Below are 16811 nucleotides of genomic sequence, written 5' to 3' on the forward strand. Positions count from 1 at the left end.
GAAGAAATGGTGCCCAGGGGCGGAATCGAACCACCGACACTGCGATTTTCAGTCGCATGCTCTACCAACTGAGCTACCTGGGCGCGCCTGTCTCCGACCGGGCGAGCGGGCTTATATCAGGACATTCGGCCATGTCCAGGGAGGTCGGCGCCCAGTTCCCCTTCTTTCTGCTCAGGTTCGGCCTCGTCCTCGGCTACGGGAATGGCATAGCTCCCGGTGAGCCAGCGGCCGAGATCGACGTCGGCGCAGCGGACGGAGCAGAAGGGCCGCGTCTTCGCCTGAGAGGGGCGGCCGCAGATCGGGCAGGCCTTCGTCGACATCGCGCTCACGCCGCCGAATCTCCCCAGCCGGCCCGGACAGGATAGCCTGCGCCCTCGAGAAGAGCGGCGGTCTCGTACAGCGGCAGGCCCACCACCGCGCCGTAGGAGCCCACCAGGGAAAGAACAAAGGCGGCCGCCAGGCCCTGAATGGCGTAGCCGCCCGCCTTGCCCCGCCATTCTCCCGACGCCAGATAAGCCGCGATCTCGGGATCCGACAGGCGCTTCATCTTGACCCGCGTCTCGACGAGGCGCTGGCGCAGCCGGCCGGCCGGGCACGACAAGGCGATCGCCGTATAGACGCGGTGGGCGCGGCCCGACATCAGTTCGAGACAGCGCCTCGCCTCGCCTTCCTCCTCCGCTTTCGGCAGTACGCGGCGGCCCACGGCGACGACCGTATCCGCCGCAAGGAGAAACCCGCCCTCCCCCCCTTCCGCAGCGCGGGCCGCCTCGCATTTCTCGCGCGCGAGGCGCGAGGCAAGCCCGGGCGGCAACTCGCCCTTGCGGGGGGCCTCGTCGAGATCGGTCGCCCTCACCTCGTCCGGCCTGATGCCGATCTGCTCGAGGAGCGCGAGCCGCCGGGGCGAGGCCGAGGCGAGGATCAGGCGCGGGCGCGCCTCATTGGCTGTCAGGTCGATTCTCCGTGGCGGACGCGGCGGGTGACTCGATGCCGGCCTCGGCCTCCTGAGCGGCCTGAAGAGGCGGCGCCGCGGCTCCGCGCTGCAATGCCCTGTAGCGGGCCACGCTGAGGGGAATGGTGCACAGATAGACGAGGCTGAGGCAGGCCATCGCCTCGAAAGGAAAGCTGACCAGGAGACCGAAGGCCGCCACCGTCAGCACGAAGAGCGGCAGCACCCAGTCCCGCGGAATGCGCTTGCCCCAGGTCTTTCCCGAGAAGGTCGGCACCGTCGAGACCATCATCAGGGCGATGGCCAGGACATAGAAGAGGGCCATGGGGGCGGCCGAGGTGACCGGCACGCCGAGGAAATGCAGATAGATCGGCAAGAGCGCCGTGCCGGCTCCCGCCGGAGCGGGCATCCCGACGAAGAAATCCTTCTTCCATTCCGGCTGGTGGGGATCGTCGAGGGCGACGTTGAACCGCGCCAGCCGCAACGCGGCGGCGATGGCGAAGATCATCGCCACCACCCAGCCACCCGCCTTGACGTCCTTGAGAATGAAGGAATGCAGCACCAGGCCGGGCGCCACGCCGAAATTCAGGAAATCGGCGAGGGAGTCGAGTTCGGCCCCGAAACGGGACGTGCCCTTCAGCAGCCGCGCGACGCGGCCGTCCACGCCGTCCAGCACCGCGGCCGCCACGATGGCGATTACCGCGTATTCGAGGCGTCCCTCATAGGCGACCCGGATCGCCGTGAGGCCGAGGCAGAGCGCGAGCAGCGTGATGAGGTTCGGCGCCACCATGCGGAACGGCACCGGCCGGAAACGCCGCTTCTTCGGCTCCGAGGGGTCCGGGGCATAGGGCTGGAAGAGATCGCTCATCGGAAGACGACGTTATGCACCCGGCCGGTCCGCCACAAGCGAGGCGCTCACGCGGTCACGTAGGCGCGCTCGCCCCCGGCGGGGTCGAGATCGGCCAGCACGGTCTCGCCGGCGATCGCCGTCTGGCCGACGCCGACGAGCACCTTCGTGCCGAGCGGCAGGAAGACGTCGACGCGCGAGCCGAAGCGGATGAGGCCGAACCGCTCGCCCGCCGTCAGCGACTGGCCCTCCTGCACCCAGCCGACGATGCGGCGCGCGACGAGGCCCGCGATCTGGACGACGCCGATCATCTGCTTGCCCGTGTCGATGACGAGGGCGTTGCGCTCGTTGTCGTCGCTGGCCTTGTCCAGCTCGGCGTTCAGGAAGAGGCCGGGCGTGTAGACGATCCGCACGATCCGGCCCGCGACCGGCGAGCGGTTCACGTGGCAATCGAAGACGTTCATGAAGACCGAGATGCGCAGCAGAGGTGCCGGGGACAGTCCCGTCTCCGGCGGCGGCACGACGGTCGCGATCATGCTGATCCGCCCGTCCGCGGGCGAGACGACGAGCCCCTCCCGGATCGGCGTCGTCCGCGCGGGATCGCGGAAGAAATAGGCGATCCAGACGGTGATCAGCATCAAAAGCCAGAACAGAGGTTTCCACAGGAATCCGAGCACGACGCCGAGCACGAAGGCGATCGCGATGAAGGGGAACCCCTCCTTGCGGATCGGCACGAAGATGCGCCGGACCGATTTCAGGATGTCGTTCATGAGTGGTCGTGGTCCAGGGGCCGCCGCGATCCGGCTCGACATGAGCCGTTCTCCGCGTCCGAAGGGGTTTGCAGGACGCGCCGCCCGCGTCAATCCGCGAGCGGCTCCGCCAGCCTGATCCGATGGGAGGGGGCTTCGGCGGCCTGCTCGCGCTCCAGCGTCTCGATCGCCTCCGCCTCGCGGCGCTGCCGGTCCCAGAGGGCGGCATAGGTGCCGCCCGCGGCGAGAAGGGCGGCGTGGGTGCCGCGCTCGACCACCCGCCCGGCATCCAGCACGATGATCTCGTCCGCCCCGACGATCGTGGACAGGCGATGGGCGATGACCAGCGTCGTGCGCCCTTCCGACACCCGCTCCAGGGCGTCCTGGATCTCCCGCTCGGTGAAGCTGTCGAGGGCCGAGGTCGCCTCGTCCAGCACCAGGATGGGAGGGGCCTTCAGGATCGTGCGGGCGATCGCGACGCGCTGCTTCTCGCCGCCGGACAGCTTGAGCCCCCGCTCGCCGACCGGCGTATCGTAGCCCTCGGGCAGAGAGGCGATGAAGCGGTCGATCTGCGCGAGACGCGCGGCCTCCTCGACCTCTGCCTCGCTCGCGTCCCAGCGCCCGTAGCGGATGTTGTAGCCGATCGTGTCGTTGAAGAGCACGGTATCCTGCGGAACCATCCCGAGCGCCGCGCGCAGGCTCGCCTGCCGCACATGGGCGATATCCTGGCCGTCGACGAGGATGCGCCCGCTCCAGGGCTCGTAGAAGCGGAAGAGCAGGCGCGAGATGGTCGACTTGCCGGCCCCCGAAGGCCCGACGATCGCGACGGTCCTCCCGGCGGGCACGGTGAAGCTCACCCCCTCCAGGATCGGGCGTTCGCGGATATAGCCGAAACGCACGTTCTCGAAGCGCACCTCGCCCCCCGTCACGGAGAGGGCGGGAGCGCCGGGCGCATCCTCGATCTCCGGGTGCCGCCCGAGGATGTGGAACATGTCGTCGATGTCGATGAGGGCCTGCTTGATCTCCCGGTAGATCATGCCCATGAAATTCAGCGGCATGTAGAGCTGGATCAGCATCGCATTCACGAGCACGAAGCTGCCGATCGACACCCGCCCTGCGATCACATCTCGCGCCGCCAGCAGCATCACGACCGCCATGCCGGTCGAGAAGATGATCGCCTGGCCGCTGTTGAGCAAGGTGAGCGAGGTGTAGGTCTGGACCGAGGCGCGCTCGTAGCGGGCCATGGAGCGGTCGTAGCGCTCCGCCTCGCGGCGCTCGGCGCCGAAATATTTCACGGTCTCGAAATTGAGGAGCGAATCGACGGCGCGGATATTGGCGTCGGTATCCGATTCGTTCATCTGCCGGCGGATCGAGATGCGCCATTCGGTCGCCCGGTAGGTGAAGGCGAGATAGGCGCCGACCATCGCGACGACGGCCGCCGAATAAAGCCAGTCGAACTGATAGCCGAGAATCGCGATCACGAGCACGAACTCGACGATCGTCGGCACGAGCTGGAGCACGAAGAGGCGGGACAATTCCTCGATGCCGTTGCGGCCCCGCTCCAGGATGCGGGTCAGGCCGCCTGTCTTGCGCTCGAGATGGAAGCGCAGCGAGAGGGCGTGCATGTGCTCGAAGGTCTGCTGCGCGAGGCGCCGGACGGCGTTCATCGCCACTTTCGCGAAGACACCGTCGCGCGCCTGGGTGAGGAGCGCCATCAGCGCTCGCGAGAGGCCGTAGGCCATCGTCAGGAGGGCCGGCATGCCGAGCAGGAACGCGCTTTCGCCCGCCGAGGGCGTTTTCCCCTCCGCCGCCGCGACGAGCGCGTCGGTGGCCCATTTGAAGGTGAAGGGCACGAGCATCGTCACGCCCTTGGCCATGAGGAGCAGGCCGAAGGCGAGGAAGACGCGGATCTGCAGGTCGCGCCGCGCGTGGGGCCACAGGAAAGGCCAGAGCTTCAGCAGCGTGCCGACGAGGCCCGGCCCCGCGGTCGAGCGCTTCGAGGAATCGGTCATGGGATGAAATGTCCGGCGAGGCGCCCGGTCAGCGGGCGTCGCCTTCGCGATTGTCTGCGGGCAGAACGAAAACCTGGCCCGGATAGATCAGGTTGGGATCGCGAATCTGCTTCGCATTGGCGCCGTAGATTACGGTATAGCGCGGGCCCTCGCCATAAGCGCGCTTGGAGATCGCCCAGAGGCTGTCGCCCCGGGACACGAGCGCCGTATTGATCTTGGGCACGAGCACGGCGGCACCCGGCCCGGACGTGCCGGCCGCCGGGGGCGGCGATCCGGCGCGTGCGGGATTGCCCGTCCCCTCCCCCGCTGCCGAGGCGAGCCGCCCCGAGGGGGGCTCGGTTGCCGGGCCGCCTGCCGCCGGCGCTTCGTCCGCGGCGGTGGCGCCCGCCACCTGCTGGGGCATTTCGAAGGGAACCTCCGCCCGCGAGCGGACCTGCCCGGAGACGGGATCGATATCGTCGAGCCGCACCTTGTAGGAGCCCGGCTGCATGCCGCGCTCGATCGAGAACGAGACCCGCCCGTCCTGCCCCGCCGAGGCGGGGGCGATGAAAGTGTCGTTGAGATAGAGCCGCACCACCGCAGCGGGAGCCGCGCTGCCTGCCACGAGGAGCCGGCCGGCTCCTTCCGTTTCCACGCTGACGATCTGCACTGTCCGGCGCTGCTTCGCGGGGGGAGCGCTCTCCGCCTCCGGCTTCGCGCCCTCGCCCGCCGCCGTTCCCTCGGCGCCCGGCTTGCCGGAATCCGGGGAGGGCTTGGCGCTTGCCACGCTCGTCGGGACGTCCGGGCGCGAGAGCACCACGGCGGGCTGCCCCGGAGCCGTGATGGTGACGAGCGGTGGGTCCTTCCGGTTCGCCGCCACCACGACGGTGACGCTTTGCGGCGAGCGTATCCTGCTCCCGTCGCCATTGGTCACCTGGAGCGTCAACTCGTGAGTGCCGGGCGGCAGCGGATCGGGCACCAGCGCGAAAAGTCCCGAAGGATCGGCCACGACGCGAGACTGGCGCGCGCCGTCCAGAAGCAGCTCGACGCTGGCGCCCGGCGCCGCGCGGCCCGCCACGACGATTTCGCCCGTGGGCTCCACGCGAACGACGTCGAAAGCGGGGGCGACCGGGGCGGCGGGAACGGCCGAGGCGGCGGAAGACGGAGCGCCCGGCTGCGGGGATTCAGGCGGAGCGGCAGCCGCGCCGGCCGTTTGCGGGGCGGCGGGCGGCGGGGGCTTGCCCTCTTCCTGCGCCGGCGCGGCCCGCGCGGGCTTCGCCTCGGGAGCGCCGCCCGCCGCTTCCTTCTTCGGGGGATCGGATTTCACGGGTTCGGCCACGGCGACCTGCGGTGGGGTCGCGGGCGGACGCGTCATATGCTGGTAGCCGAACCATCCGAGGGTTGCGGCAAAGGCCCCGACCGCCAAAATGGGAATCGCAAAGGGTCCGATTGCGCTCATCGCTTGAACTATGTGGGTGCCGACGGTCCAATTGGAAACAGGTCTTGCGGTGTACGAAGGAAGAATGACAACAACAAGGACGGACCCATGCGTGAAAATATCCCGGCCGCCAAGGGCGGCGGGCGGCAGGTGGCGGAGCAGAAGCCGAGAATCCGCCATGTCTGCATCTATTGCGGCTCCAGTTCCGGGGCGGACCCGGTTTTCGAGGAAGCCGCGACGGAACTCGGCCGCCGGCTGGCGCAGGCCGGCATCTCTCTCGTCTATGGCGGCGGCGATGTCGGATTGATGGGCGCGGTGGCCCGCGCCGTCCTTGGCGCCGGCGGGCACGTCACCGGAATCATTCCCGATTTCCTGCGCCGGCGCGAGAACATGATCGAGGAGGCGCAGGAACTCGTCGTCGTGCGGGACATGCATACACGCAAGCGGATGATGTTCGACCGCGCCGACGCCTTCGTGGCCTTGCCGGGAGGGATCGGCACGCTGGAGGAACTGGTCGAGCAGATGACCTGGTCGCAGCTCGGCCGGCACAGGAAGCCGATCCTGCTCCTCGACGTGCGCGGCTTCTGGCGCCCTCTCGTGACGCTGCTCGATCACATGCGGGCCGAGGGCTTCATCAGGCCGGGGCTCGACCTGACCTATCTCGTCACGGATCGGGTCGAGAAGGTGCTGCCCATGCTGGACCACGCCTTCACGCAGCCGCCGACGGAGGAGGAGGAGGCGCTGATCCAGGAGCGGTTCTAGCGGTTCTGCGCCGCAGTCCCGCAGGATCGGCTGGACATCGCGAACCGCTTCTGGTGTGTCGCAGCATCAGCGAGATCGCCCGCCCGGGCCGGACTTCAGCGAGACGCTCATGAAACTGACCCTCCTGGCCACGACCGTCCTCGCGCTGAGCCTCGCAGGCCCGGCTTTCGCCCAGCGCTCTCTGTTCGATCAGCCCGTGCAGAACCCGGCCGAGGCTCCGGCGCCCGCAGCGCCGGCCGCCCCCGCGGCCCCACCACCGGCCCCGCCCGCCGCGGCGGCTCCCGCAGCCGCCCCGGCCCAGGCCGAGGAACCGGCCGAGGCGCCGAAACCGCGCAAGGCGAAGCCCAAGAAGCCGAAAGGGCCGGTCCCGGCCCGCTCGCTCACCGTGGTCAACGAAAGCTCGGCCACGCTCGTCGGCCTCGAAGTGTCGCAGGACGGCCGGGGCGCGAAGCTCAAGAAGCCCCTGCCGACAGGCAAGAAGACGCGCCTGTCCCTTCCCGCCTTCAAGACCTGCGAGGTCAGTGTCGTCTCGACCTTCGAGGGCCAGGCCGCGAACCAGCCGAGCACGGTCGATATCTGCAAGGAGAAGGTGCTGAACTTCAAGAACTAGCGACGGTCATGCCGGGCGGGCGGCGGCACCGTTTCGAGGTGCTCTATACCGAGTCGATGCTGCGCGACGCGGTCCGCGCCTATGTCTTCCGGCGTTTCGTCGTCGAGCAGAAGCGCCTTTGGCTGCTCTGCGGTCTCATGATCGTGCTGGCGTTCTATTTCGCCTGGAAGGGCCAGCCACCCTGGACGATCGCGCTGGCGGCGAGCGGCGCGATCATGGCCCCGGCCATCGCCGCGCTCGGATGGTGGGTCCACCTGTCCAACACGCTCGAAGCCCTCCGGCGCATGCCGGCTCCCCGCGCCTCGATCGGATTTCGCGACGATGCGATGGAGCTGTCTTCGGAGGCCGGGAAGGGTGAGCTGCCCTGGTCGAGCCTGACCGAGATCTGGGAGCGCCCCGGATACTGGATGTTCTTCACCGGCAGGAATCGTTTCAACGTCCTGCCCATGGCGAACGTGCCGGAGGAGGCGCGCGCCTGGTTCCGGGGCAGGAACCGGGCGATTCTCAAGAAGGCGTGACGCCGGCCCGAGGCGCGCCTCAGCTCATCTGAACGTCGACAACTCCGGGAACCGCGCGGAGCGCGCCCGCGATCTGGGGCGAGGCGGGATAGCGGCCGGGGAGCTTCACCTCGACCTCCCGCGCGCCGCCGTCCAGGATCAGGATCAGCGATACCTCGCCCTCCCCCCGCGCCGGCCCGGCCTGTCCCCTGAGCCGCTGCTGCACGCTGACGATCGGGCCCGTGTCGCGCAGGAAGACGCGCATGTCGTTGCGATGCTTGCCGAGCGCATCCTCCAGCGGCTCGGCGGTCTGGATGCGGGCGCGGACTTCCTCGCCCTCCACGCTCGCCTGGATGGTGAGGAGAAGGTCCCGTCCGGGCTCCAGAAGCTCGCGGTAGAGGCCGAGGCCCTCGGAGAAGACGATGGCCTCGTAATGCCCCGTCTGGTCGGACAGGTTCACGATGCCCATCTTGGACCCGCTCTTGGTGCGGCGCTCCTGCCGGTCGAGCACGCTCGCGGCGACGCGGCCGACCGCGCCGTTCGCGGCGCGGGCCGCCCGGCAGAAATCGGTCCAGCTCTGCACGCGGAGCTTCTTGAGCAGCTCGCCGTATTCGTCGAGCGGATGGCCCGACAGGAAGAAGCCGACCGCCTCGTATTCCCGCCTCAGGCGGTCGGCGGCGAGCCATGGCTCGTAGGGCGGGATGCGGAAAGTCGCCGCGCCGTCCGCCATGCCCCCGAACATGTCGATGGCGCCGACGAGCTTCGTCTCCAGCGTATGCTGGGCGAGCGCCATCATGCCGTCGAGGGCGGCGGTCGCGCGGGCACGGTCCGGCTCGATCTCGTCGAGGGCCCCCGCCGCGATCAGGCTCTCGAGCGTGCGCCGGTTGAGAAGGCGCGGATTGATGCGCTCGGCGAGGTCGGCGAGGCTCGCGAAGGGCTGATTGCCCCGCGCCTCGACGAGCGATTCCACCGCCGCCCGCCCGACGCCCTTCACGGCGGCGAGCGCGTAGCGGATGGCGCCCAGGCCCCCATCCTCCTCGACCTCGAAGACGACGCCCGATTTGTTGATCGAGGGCGGTTCGACGCGGATGCCGAGGCGCTGCGCCTCGCGGCGGAATTCGGCCAGCTTGTCGGTATTGTCGAGGGCCATGGTCATGCACGCAGCCAGGAACTCGACCGCATAATTCGCCTTCAGATAGGCCGTCTGGTAGGCGACCAGCGCATAGGCCGCCGCGTGGCTCTTGTTGAAGCCGTAATCGGCGAATTTGGCGAGAAGGTCGAAGATCGTGTCGGCGCTCTCCTCCGGGAGGCCGCGCTCGGTCGCCCCCTTCACGAAGCGCGAGCGCTGGGCGTCCATCTCCGCCTTGATCTTCTTGCCCATGGCCCGGCGCAGGAGGTCGGCGTCGCCCAGCGAATAGCCGGCGAGGAGCTTGGCCACCTCCATCACCTGCTCCTGGTAGACGATGATGCCGAAGGTCTCCTTCAGGATCGGCGCGAGCTTGGGATGGGGATACCAATTGGCCTCGGGCTCAGGGTCGCGCCCGAGCTTGCGCGCGCAATAGACCGGGATATTGGCCATCGGGCCCGGCCGGTAGAGGGCGACGAGGGCGATGAGGTCCTCGAAGCGGTCCGCCTGCATCTCGACGAGCGCCTTGCGCATGCCCGCCGATTCCACCTGGAACACCCCGACCGTCTCGCCGCGGCCCAGGGTCTCGTAGGTCTTCGGATCGTCGAGGGGCAGGGAGGCGAGGTCGACGGCCCCTCCCCGGTTGCGGATCAGCTCGACGGCGCGTTTGAGGATCGTGAGGGTCGTCAGGCCCAGGAAGTCGAATTTCACGAGCCCGGCCGGCTCGACCCATTTCATGTTGTACTGGGTGACCCGCATGCCTGTCTTCGGATCGCGATAGATCGGCACGAGGTCCTGGAGCGGGCGGTCGCCGATCACGATGCCGGCGGCGTGGGTCGAGGCGTGCCGGTGAAGCCCCTCCAGCTTCCTGGCGATCTCCAGCATCCGCCCGACGATGGGCTCCTCCTCGGCCGCGGCCTTGAGCTTCGGCTCGCCCTCGATCGCCTGCTGGAGCGTGACGGGGTTGGCGGGATTGTTCGGGACGAGCTTGGTCAGCTTGTCCACCTGCCCGTAGGGCATTTCCAGCACCCGCCCGACATCGCGCATGACGCCGCGGGCGAGAAGCGTGCCGAAGGTGATGATCTGCCCGACCTGCGCCTCGCCGTAGCGGTCCTGCACGTATCGGATGACGCGCTCGCGCCCGTCGACGCAGAAATCGATGTCGAAATCCGGCATCGAGACGCGCTCGGGATTGAGGAAGCGCTCAAAGAGGAGGCCGAAGCGCAGGGGGTCGAGATCGGTGATGGTCAGCGCATAGGCGACGAGCGAGCCCGCGCCAGAGCCGCGGCCCGGTCCGACCGGGATGTCGTGCTCCTTGGACCACTTGATGAAGTCCGCGACGATCAGGAAGTAGCCCGGGAACTTCATCCGGGTGATGACGTCGATCTCGTAGTCGAGCTGCTTGCGATAGGCTTCGGCATCGAGCCCCGGCGCGGGGCCGTGGGCGGCAAGCCGCGCCTCCAGCCCCTCCCGCGCTTGCCGGGCCAGTTCCGCCGCCTCGTCCATCGCGGCGTCTGCGCGTCCCGTTCCGAACGAGGGCAGGATGGGCTTGCGCGTCCGCACGCGGAACGCGCACCGCATCGCAATCTCGACCGAAGAGGCGAGCGCATCCGGCAGGTCCTTGAACAGGGCCTGCATCTCGGCGCGGGTCTTGAAGCGATGCTCGGGCGTCAGGCGGCGGCGGTCGTCGTCCGAGACGAGCCGGCCGGCGGCCAGCGCGAGGAGCGCGTCATGGGCCTCGTGATCGTCGGCCTTGGCGAAGAAGGGCTCGTTGGTCGCGACGATGGGCAGGCCGCGCCGGTCGGCGAGCGCGATCAGCTCGCCCTCGACCATGCGCTGTCCTTCGAGGCCGTGGCGCTGGATCTCGACATAGAGGCGGTCGCCGAAGGCATCCGCGAGCTGGTCGAGGCGGCGCGCGGCGACGGCGCCGCGGCCTCCGTCGCGCAGGGCGCTGTCGAGAGGCCCCGACAGGCCGCCGGTCAGGGCGATGAGGCCATCCGCATGTTCTGCCAGGATCGCAGCCGCCACCCGCGGCGGATCGCCCAGGGGGACGTCGAAATAGGCGCGGCTCGCGAGCCGCATGAGATTGAGATAGCCCTCCTCCTTCGTCGCGAGGAGGACGATGTCGGATGCCTTCGGCAGGGCCGCGCGGCTGTTCGGCTCGGCCTCCTCGAAGCAGACGGAAAGCTGGATGCCGGCGATCGGCTGGATCCCCTTGCCGGCGAGCTTCTCGGAGAATTCGAGCGCGCCGAACAGGTTGTTGGTGTCGGTGAGGGCGAGGGCGGGCTGCGCATCGGCCTCGGCGAGCTTCAGGAGGTCGGCGATCTTCAGCGCCCCCTCGAGCAGGGAATAGGACGAGTGCACGTGAAGGTGCACGAAGCCGAGATCGGTCAGGATGGCCACGGGCGGTCAGCGTTCGGTCGATGATGTCCGAGCTTCGCGCGGCCGGGCCGCGCTGTCGATTCCCCCGGTGCCGGAATCTGTGGACCCAACGGCCCGCCGATCTGATATGAGCGCGTCAACCCTCTGCGAGGATCGGCAACCCCAGCATGACATGGTGACGACGAGCGGCCCGTTCCTTCCGACCGTGCAGGTGCTGCGGGCGATCGCCGCGCTGATGGTCCTCCTGTACCATGTCGAATCCGGGATCACGGCCTGGTTCGCGCCGTCAGGTCCCCTGCCGGCCTTCGGGATCGGCGCGAGCGGCGTCGATCTCTTCTTCCTCATCTCGGGCTTCATCATGGTCCTGACCTCGCGGCGCCTCTCGGCGCGCGCGTTCATGGTCAGGCGCCTGATCCGGATCGTGCCGCTCTATTGGCTCTCGACGCTGATCTTCCTCGCCGCCGCCCTGGTGCTTCCCCAGCGCGAGGGGCAGGACCATTCGCTCGGAGCGCTGGTCACCTCGCTGCTCTTCATTCCCCATGCGCGGCCGGACGGCGCCATCCAGCCGCTGAACCCGGTCGGCTGGACGCTGAACTACGAGATGCTCTTCTACGTCGTCTTCGCGCTTGCGCTGCATGTCGCGCGGGAGCGGCTGGCGAGCGCGGTCGGCCTCGTGCTCGGGGCGGCGGTCGTCCTCGGCGGGGTGTTCCGGCCCGAGGCGACCGTCCTGCGGTTCTGGTCCGATCCCATCATCCTGGAATTCCTCGCCGGCATGGCGCTGGGGCGCCTCTATCTCTCGGGCCTGCGGCTCCGGGCGCTGCCGGCTGTCGCCCTCGCCTTGGCCGGCATCCTCGCCTATCTCCTCGTCGCCCGGATGCCCGAGCCGCAGGAATGGTCTCGCGTCGCGCTATGGGGCGGCCCGGCGCTGCTGCTGCTCGCGGCCGCCGCCCTCGGCCCGGCGCCCAAGGCGCCGCCTTTCGTCCTCCTCCTCGGGGACGCGTCCTATTCCCTCTACCTGCTGCACCTGCCCGTTCTCCTGGTCTTCAAGCAGATCGGCGGGCGCCTTCCCCTGCCCTGGCAGGCGCCGGCCACCTCCTGGCTCGCCGCGGGCATCGTCGTCGCCATCTCGGTCGCAGTCGCGGTCTTCTGCTATGTCGCGTTCGAGCGTCCGCTCACGCGCCGGCTGCGGCGGCGCCTCGACGCCACCGATCGGCAGAGACTCGCGCCCGCGCCGGCCCGGGCCTCGTGACCGGCCCATGACCGACGATCTCCCTCGTCAGCGCCCGCCGGGGCGGGCCGCCATCCTGCCGGGCATCCAGGTCCTGCGGGCCGTCGCCGCGCTGATGGTGGTGCTTCACCATGCGGAATTGAGCGTTCTGCTCGGCTTCGGCTTCGCAAGCCCGCCGATGCTGCTCGGCGGATCGGCCGGCGTCGATATCTTCTTCGTGATTTCCGGCTTCATCATGCTGGTCTCCTCGCGCCGCCTCTTCGCCGCGCCGGGAGGCAGCGCGACCTTCCTGAAGCGGCGACTGATCCGCATCGTGCCGCTCTACTGGGCCGTGACCAGCATCTATGTTGCCGCCTTCCTCTTCGCGCCGGCCGCGCTCGGACGGCCCGTCTCGGGCGGAACCGTCCTCGCCTCCTACCTCTTCTGGCCCCGTCTCGGGCTCGACGGCACCTTCCACCCCATCCTGGTGGTCGGCTGGACGCTGAACTACGAGATGTTCTTCTACGCGCTCTTCACGATGGCCGTCGCGTTGCCGCAAAGGTCGGCCGTCCTCCTCGTCACCGGGGCCCTCGCCGCGACGGTCGGCCTCGCGACCGCCCTCGGCGCTTCCCTCCCTCCCCTCGCCTTCTGGGGCGAGCCGCTCGTGCTCGAATTCGCCGCCGGAATCGCGCTCGGGATCGCCTATGAGCGGGGCGCCTTCGTGCCCCGTCCGGCGGCGGGGCTGGTGGTCACGATCGCTCTTGCGCTCTTCGCCTGGCGGATGGGAGATCCGATCCTGGAAGGCTGGCCGCGGCTCGCCGGCTACGGGCTGCCCGCCCTGCTCCTCGTCGGCGCCGTGGCGCTGGCGCGCCCGGCACAGGGAGCAGGCCGCTTGCCGGCATCACTCGTCTTCCTGGGCGACGCCTCCTATTCGCTCTATCTGGTCCACCTTCCCGCGCTGACGGCCCTGCGCCTCCTCGCCGGCCGGCTCGGCCTCGCGCCGGTCTCGGCGGCGGGGGCAGTCGCCTTCATGGCCGCAAGCGTCGCGGCGGCGATCGTAGCCGCCATCCTGAGCTATCTGGCCTTTGAGAGGCCGGTGACGCGCCTCCTGCGTGAAAGAATCGAGAAGCGGCCCGCTGGCGCGCCGCGCGCCGCGCCGACCTGACGCCCCCTCAGGGCGCCTCGACCACCCGGCCCTCGCTCAGCGTCACGCGGCGGTCCATGCGCGAGGCGAGATCGAGGTTATGGGTCGCGATGAGCGCCGCCACCCCCGAGGCCCGCACGAGGGAGATCAGCGTCTGGAAGACATGCGAGGAGGTGTGCGGGTCGAGATTGCCCGTCGGCTCGTCGGCGAGCAGGATGCGGGGGGCGTTCGCCACCGCGCGCGCGATCGCGACGCGCTGCTGTTCGCCGCCCGACAGCTCGGCGGGCCGATGGGCGAGGCGCTGGCCGAGCCCCAGGAAGGAGAGCAGCTCGGCAGCCCGCCGCGAAGCTTCCCTCTGCGGCAGGCCCCGGATGATCTGCGGCAGGACCACGTTCTCCTGCGCCGAGAATTCCGGCAGGAGATGATGCGACTGGTAGACGAAGCCGATCTCCTCGCGCCGCATGCGGGTGCGCTCGCTGTCGCGCAGGCCGTTGGTCGAATGGCCGCCGACGAGCACGTCGCCGCCATCGGGCTGCTCGAGGAGCCCCGCAACGTGCAGGAGCGTCGACTTTCCCGTCCCGGAGGGGGCGACCAGCGCCACCATCTCGCCCGGCCGCAGGTCGAGCGAGGCGCCCGTGAGGATCGCGAGGCTGCTCTTGCCCTCGCGATAGCGCCGCTCGATGCCGACGAGCCGCAGGGCAGGCACGCCTGAGGAGGTCCCGCTCGCCATGAGCTATCCGTAGCGAAGGGCCTGGACGGGATCGAGCCGCGCCGCCCGCCATGCCGGAAAGAGGGGGGCGAGGAGCGAGAGCGTGATCGCCATCGCGACCACCTGCATCACCTCGCTCGAATTCAGCTCGGCCGGGATCTCGGAGAGGAACCGCACCGTCGGGTCCCAGGCGCCAGGGAACAGCGTGCGCTGGATCGCCTGGATGTTGTTCGTGATCAGCACGCCGAGAAGGACGCCGGCCAGGGTTCCGATGATGCCGATCGCGGCCCCGGTGATCTCGAAGATGCGCATGATGGCGCCGCGCGTCGCGCCCATCGTGCGCAGGATGGCGATGTCGGACGACTTGTCCTTCACCAGCATGTGGAGGCCCGAGACGATGTTCAGCGCCGCGACCAGCACGATGAGGGTCAGGATGAGGAACATCACGTTCCGCTCGACCTCCAGGGCCGAGAAGAAGCTCTTGTTCCGCTGGCGCCAGTCCTGCATCAGGACCGGCCGCTCGGCCGCCTGCTCCAGCGAGGAGCGTGCATCCTCCACCTTGTCGGCGTCGTCGAGATAGACCTCGATGACGTTCACGTCGCCGTTGCGGTTGAAGAAGGCCTGCGCCTCGCCGATCGGCAGAAAGACGAAGGTCGAGTCGAATTCCGACATCCCGATCTCGAAGATCGCCGTGACCGGATAGCCCTTCACCCGCGGGGTCATCCCGAAGGGCGTCTGCGCGCCGCGGGGCGAGATGAGCGTCACCGTGTCGCCGACCGACACGCCGAGCGTCTCGGCGACCCGCCGGCCGAGGGCGATGCCGCCCGATTCCTCGAATTTCTCGATCGAGCCCTGCTTGACGTTGCCGGCGACGCCGGGGATTCGCAGGATGTCCTCGTCCCGCACGCCGCGCACCAGGACGCCTGTCCCGCCCCCCGGCGCGGAGGCGAAGGCCTGTCCCTCGACGAGCGGGATCGCGTATTTGATGCCGTAGACCTTGGACAACCGGTCGGCCACATCGGCGTAATCGGTGAAGGGCGTGTCGGTCGCCAGCACGAAGATGTGGCCGTTGATGCCGACGATCTTGTCGAGCAGTTCCTTGCGGAAGCCGTTCATCACGCTCAGCACGATGATCAGCGTCGCGACGCCCAGCATGATGCCGATGAAGGAGAACAACGCGATCACCGACACGAATCCTTCGCGCCGGCGCGTGCGCAGGTAGCGGCTCGCGAGCAGCCACTCGAAGGGAGCGAAGGGGAAGGTTCCCCGGGGCGCCTCGGCGCTTCCCTCCCGCGCCGCGCCGCTATCGGCGAGCCGGCTCATATGGCTTCGGCGCGCCCGGCGGCAATCCAGGCGGCGACGGCGGTGAGCGGCACCGTCTCGCGCTCTCCCGTCATGCGGCGCTTCAGCTCGACATTGCCTTCGGCGAGGCTCTTCGGCCCGACGATCACCTGCCAGGGAATGCCGAGAAGATCGGCGGCGGCGAATTTCGCACCCGGCCGCTCGTCGCGATCGTCGTAGAGGACCGCCCGGCCCGCGCCTTCCAGTTCCGCATACAGGCTTTCGCAGGCGGCGTCCGTCGCGGAATCGCCGGTGCGCAGGTTCAGGATCACCGCGTCGAAGGGCGCGACGCTGTCCGGCCACTTGATGCCCGCCTCGTCATGCGACGCCTCGATGATGGCCGCCACCAGCCGGCTCGGCCCGATCCCGTAGGAGCCCATCTGGACCTCGTGCTCCTTGCCGTCCGGCCCCGTGACCGTCGCACCCATGGGAGCCGAATATTTGGTGCCGAAGTAGAAAATATGGCCGACCTCGATGCCGCGCGCCGCGAGCCTTTTGTCCTGCGGCAGGGCCGCGAAGGCGGCCTCGTCGTGCATCTCCTTCTCGGCCGCGTAGAGCGACGTCCAGTGCTCCACGGTCGCCTGCAATCCAGCGGCATCCTGGAAATCGGTCTCCGCCGGCGGGATGTCGAAATCGAGATAGTCGCGGTGGCAGAAGACCTCGCTCTCGCCGGTCTCGGCGAGGATGATGAATTCGTGGCTGAGATCGCCGCCGATCGGCCCCGTATCCGCCCGCATCGGGATCGCCTTGACGCCCATTCGCGCGAAGGTGCGCAGATAGGCGACGAACATGCGGTGATAGGCGGTGCGCGCGCCCGCCTCGTCAATGTCGAAGGAATAGGCGTCCTTCATCAGGAACTCGCGCCCGCGCATGACGCCGAAGCGCGGCCTGACCTCGTCCCGGAACTTCCACTGGATGTGGTAGAGGTTGAGCGGCAGGTCGCGATAGGACTTCACGTAGGTGCGGAAGATGTCGGTGACCATCTCCTCGTTGGTCGGCCCGTAGAGCATCTCGCGCTCGTGGCGGTCGGTGATGCGCAGCATCTCCTTGCCGTAGGCATCG

General features: G+C 69.0%; 15 protein-coding genes and 1 tRNA gene. 5 read left to right on the plus strand and 11 right to left on the minus strand.

Going from position 1 to position 16811, the window contains the following annotated elements; translation table 11 throughout:
• Positions 1 to 7 precede the first annotated feature (7 nt).
• The 7 genes from PKD06_RS14370 to PKD06_RS14400 all read right to left on the minus strand — a co-directional run bounded on the left by PKD06_RS14370 (position 8) and on the right by PKD06_RS14400 (position 5908).
• Positions 8 to 83, minus strand: a tRNA-Phe gene (locus PKD06_RS14370).
• Positions 84 to 116: 33 nt separating this feature from the next.
• Positions 117 to 320 (minus strand): DNA gyrase inhibitor YacG, encoded by a 204-nt coding sequence (yacG, locus tag PKD06_RS14375; protein ID WP_324381236.1) that lies wholly within the window; start codon positions 318 to 320, stop codon positions 117 to 119.
• A 5-nt stretch (positions 321 to 325) separates the two neighbouring features.
• Positions 326 to 955: a Maf family nucleotide pyrophosphatase gene (locus tag PKD06_RS14380; protein ID WP_324381238.1), complete on the minus strand. Its 630-nt coding sequence runs from the start codon at positions 953 to 955 to the stop codon at positions 326 to 328.
• Positions 936 to 1814, minus strand: coding sequence for a phosphatidylcholine/phosphatidylserine synthase (locus PKD06_RS14385; protein ID WP_324381212.1), 879 nt, complete (start codon positions 1812 to 1814; stop codon positions 936 to 938). The genes PKD06_RS14380 and PKD06_RS14385 overlap by 20 nt, the downstream gene beginning before the upstream one ends.
• A 47-nt stretch (positions 1815 to 1861) precedes the next feature.
• A complete protein-coding gene (locus PKD06_RS14390; RefSeq protein WP_324381240.1) occupies positions 1862 to 2563 on the minus strand; it encodes a phosphatidylserine decarboxylase in 702 nt (233 codons plus the stop codon).
• A gap of 89 nt (positions 2564 to 2652) precedes the next feature.
• Positions 2653 to 4554, minus strand: a complete 1902-nt coding sequence (locus PKD06_RS14395) for an ABC transporter ATP-binding protein/permease (RefSeq protein WP_324381214.1) — start codon at positions 4552 to 4554, stop codon at positions 2653 to 2655.
• Positions 4555 to 4582: 28 nt separating this feature from the next.
• Positions 4583 to 5908, minus strand: coding sequence for a LysM peptidoglycan-binding domain-containing protein (locus PKD06_RS14400; protein WP_324381216.1), 1326 nt, complete (start codon positions 5906 to 5908; stop codon positions 4583 to 4585).
• A gap of 171 nt (positions 5909 to 6079) precedes the next feature.
• Here PKD06_RS14400 and PKD06_RS14405 point away from each other — a divergent pair, with 171 nt between their 5' ends.
• From PKD06_RS14405 to PKD06_RS14415, 3 genes are all read left to right on the plus strand, one after another.
• Positions 6080 to 6733 (plus strand): TIGR00730 family Rossman fold protein, encoded by a 654-nt coding sequence (locus PKD06_RS14405; protein ID WP_324381218.1) that lies wholly within the window; start codon positions 6080 to 6082, stop codon positions 6731 to 6733.
• Between the two features lie 109 nt (positions 6734 to 6842).
• Positions 6843 to 7343: a hypothetical protein gene (locus PKD06_RS14410; protein ID WP_324381220.1), complete on the plus strand. Its 501-nt coding sequence runs from the start codon at positions 6843 to 6845 to the stop codon at positions 7341 to 7343.
• Between the two features lie 8 nt (positions 7344 to 7351).
• Positions 7352 to 7861, plus strand: a complete 510-nt coding sequence (locus tag PKD06_RS14415; RefSeq protein WP_324381222.1) for a YcxB family protein — start codon at positions 7352 to 7354, stop codon at positions 7859 to 7861.
• Positions 7862 to 7880: 19 nt separating this feature from the next.
• On the opposite strand, the gene dnaE is transcribed toward PKD06_RS14415, so the two are convergent.
• Complete coding sequence (gene dnaE, locus PKD06_RS14420; protein WP_324381224.1) at positions 7881 to 11369, minus strand: DNA polymerase III subunit alpha; 3489 nt, start codon at positions 11367 to 11369, stop codon at positions 7881 to 7883.
• A 106-nt stretch (positions 11370 to 11475) separates the two neighbouring features.
• Here dnaE and PKD06_RS14425 point away from each other — a divergent pair, with 106 nt between their 5' ends.
• Complete coding sequence (locus PKD06_RS14425) at positions 11476 to 12597, plus strand: acyltransferase (RefSeq protein ID WP_324381226.1); 1122 nt, start codon at positions 11476 to 11478, stop codon at positions 12595 to 12597.
• 7 nt (positions 12598 to 12604) lie between these two features.
• On the plus strand, positions 12605 to 13720 hold the full coding sequence (locus tag PKD06_RS14430) for an acyltransferase (protein WP_324381228.1): 1116 nt from the start codon (positions 12605 to 12607) through the stop codon (positions 13718 to 13720).
• A gap of 7 nt (positions 13721 to 13727) precedes the next feature.
• Here the strand turns inward: PKD06_RS14430 and PKD06_RS14435 are convergent, their stop codons facing one another.
• From PKD06_RS14435 to proS, 3 genes are all read right to left on the minus strand, one after another.
• Positions 13728 to 14429 (minus strand): ABC transporter ATP-binding protein, encoded by a 702-nt coding sequence (locus PKD06_RS14435; protein ID WP_324381230.1) that lies wholly within the window; start codon positions 14427 to 14429, stop codon positions 13728 to 13730.
• A 3-nt stretch (positions 14430 to 14432) separates the two neighbouring features.
• The gene (locus PKD06_RS14440; RefSeq protein WP_324381232.1) at positions 14433 to 15731 is read right to left on the minus strand and encodes a lipoprotein-releasing ABC transporter permease subunit; all 1299 of its coding nucleotides are present in this window, start codon (positions 15729 to 15731) and stop codon (positions 14433 to 14435) included.
• Positions 15728 to 16811, minus strand: a 1084-nt coding sequence (gene proS / locus PKD06_RS14445) for a proline--tRNA ligase (RefSeq protein WP_324381234.1), incomplete at its 5' end; no start/stop codon positions are given. The genes proS and PKD06_RS14440, both read right to left, overlap by 4 nt.

Origin of the sequence: Enterovirga sp. (assembly GCF_035325185.1) — a bacterium.
Classification (GTDB): Bacteria; Pseudomonadota; Alphaproteobacteria; order Rhizobiales; family Beijerinckiaceae; genus Enterovirga.

Bases quoted from the DNA above. Each gene is read 5' to 3' on its own strand.
- yacG (WP_324381236.1), bottom strand. From the start codon at position 320: ATGTCGACGAAGGCCTGCCCGATCTGCGGCCGCCCCTCTCAGGCGAAG.
- PKD06_RS14385 (WP_324381212.1), bottom strand. From the start codon at position 1,814: ATGAGCGATCTCTTCCAGCCCTATGCCCCGGACCCCTCGGAGCCGAAG.
- PKD06_RS14390 (WP_324381240.1), bottom strand. From the start codon at position 2,563: ATGAACGACATCCTGAAATCGGTCCGGCGCATCTTCGTGCCGATCCGC.
- PKD06_RS14395 (WP_324381214.1), bottom strand. From the start codon at position 4,554: ATGACCGATTCCTCGAAGCGCTCGACCGCGGGGCCGGGCCTCGTCGGC.
- PKD06_RS14400 (WP_324381216.1), bottom strand. From the start codon at position 5,908: ATGACGCGTCCGCCCGCGACCCCACCGCAGGTCGCCGTGGCCGAACCC.
- PKD06_RS14405 (WP_324381218.1), top strand. From the start codon at position 6,080: ATGCGTGAAAATATCCCGGCCGCCAAGGGCGGCGGGCGGCAGGTGGCG.
- PKD06_RS14410 (WP_324381220.1), top strand. From the start codon at position 6,843: ATGAAACTGACCCTCCTGGCCACGACCGTCCTCGCGCTGAGCCTCGCA.
- PKD06_RS14415 (WP_324381222.1), top strand. From the start codon at position 7,352: ATGCCGGGCGGGCGGCGGCACCGTTTCGAGGTGCTCTATACCGAGTCG.
- PKD06_RS14425 (WP_324381226.1), top strand. From the start codon at position 11,476: ATGAGCGCGTCAACCCTCTGCGAGGATCGGCAACCCCAGCATGACATG.
- PKD06_RS14430 (WP_324381228.1), top strand. From the start codon at position 12,605: ATGACCGACGATCTCCCTCGTCAGCGCCCGCCGGGGCGGGCCGCCATC.
- PKD06_RS14435 (WP_324381230.1), bottom strand. From the start codon at position 14,429: ATGGCGAGCGGGACCTCCTCAGGCGTGCCTGCCCTGCGGCTCGTCGGC.
- PKD06_RS14440 (WP_324381232.1), bottom strand. From the start codon at position 15,731: ATGAGCCGGCTCGCCGATAGCGGCGCGGCGCGGGAGGGAAGCGCCGAG.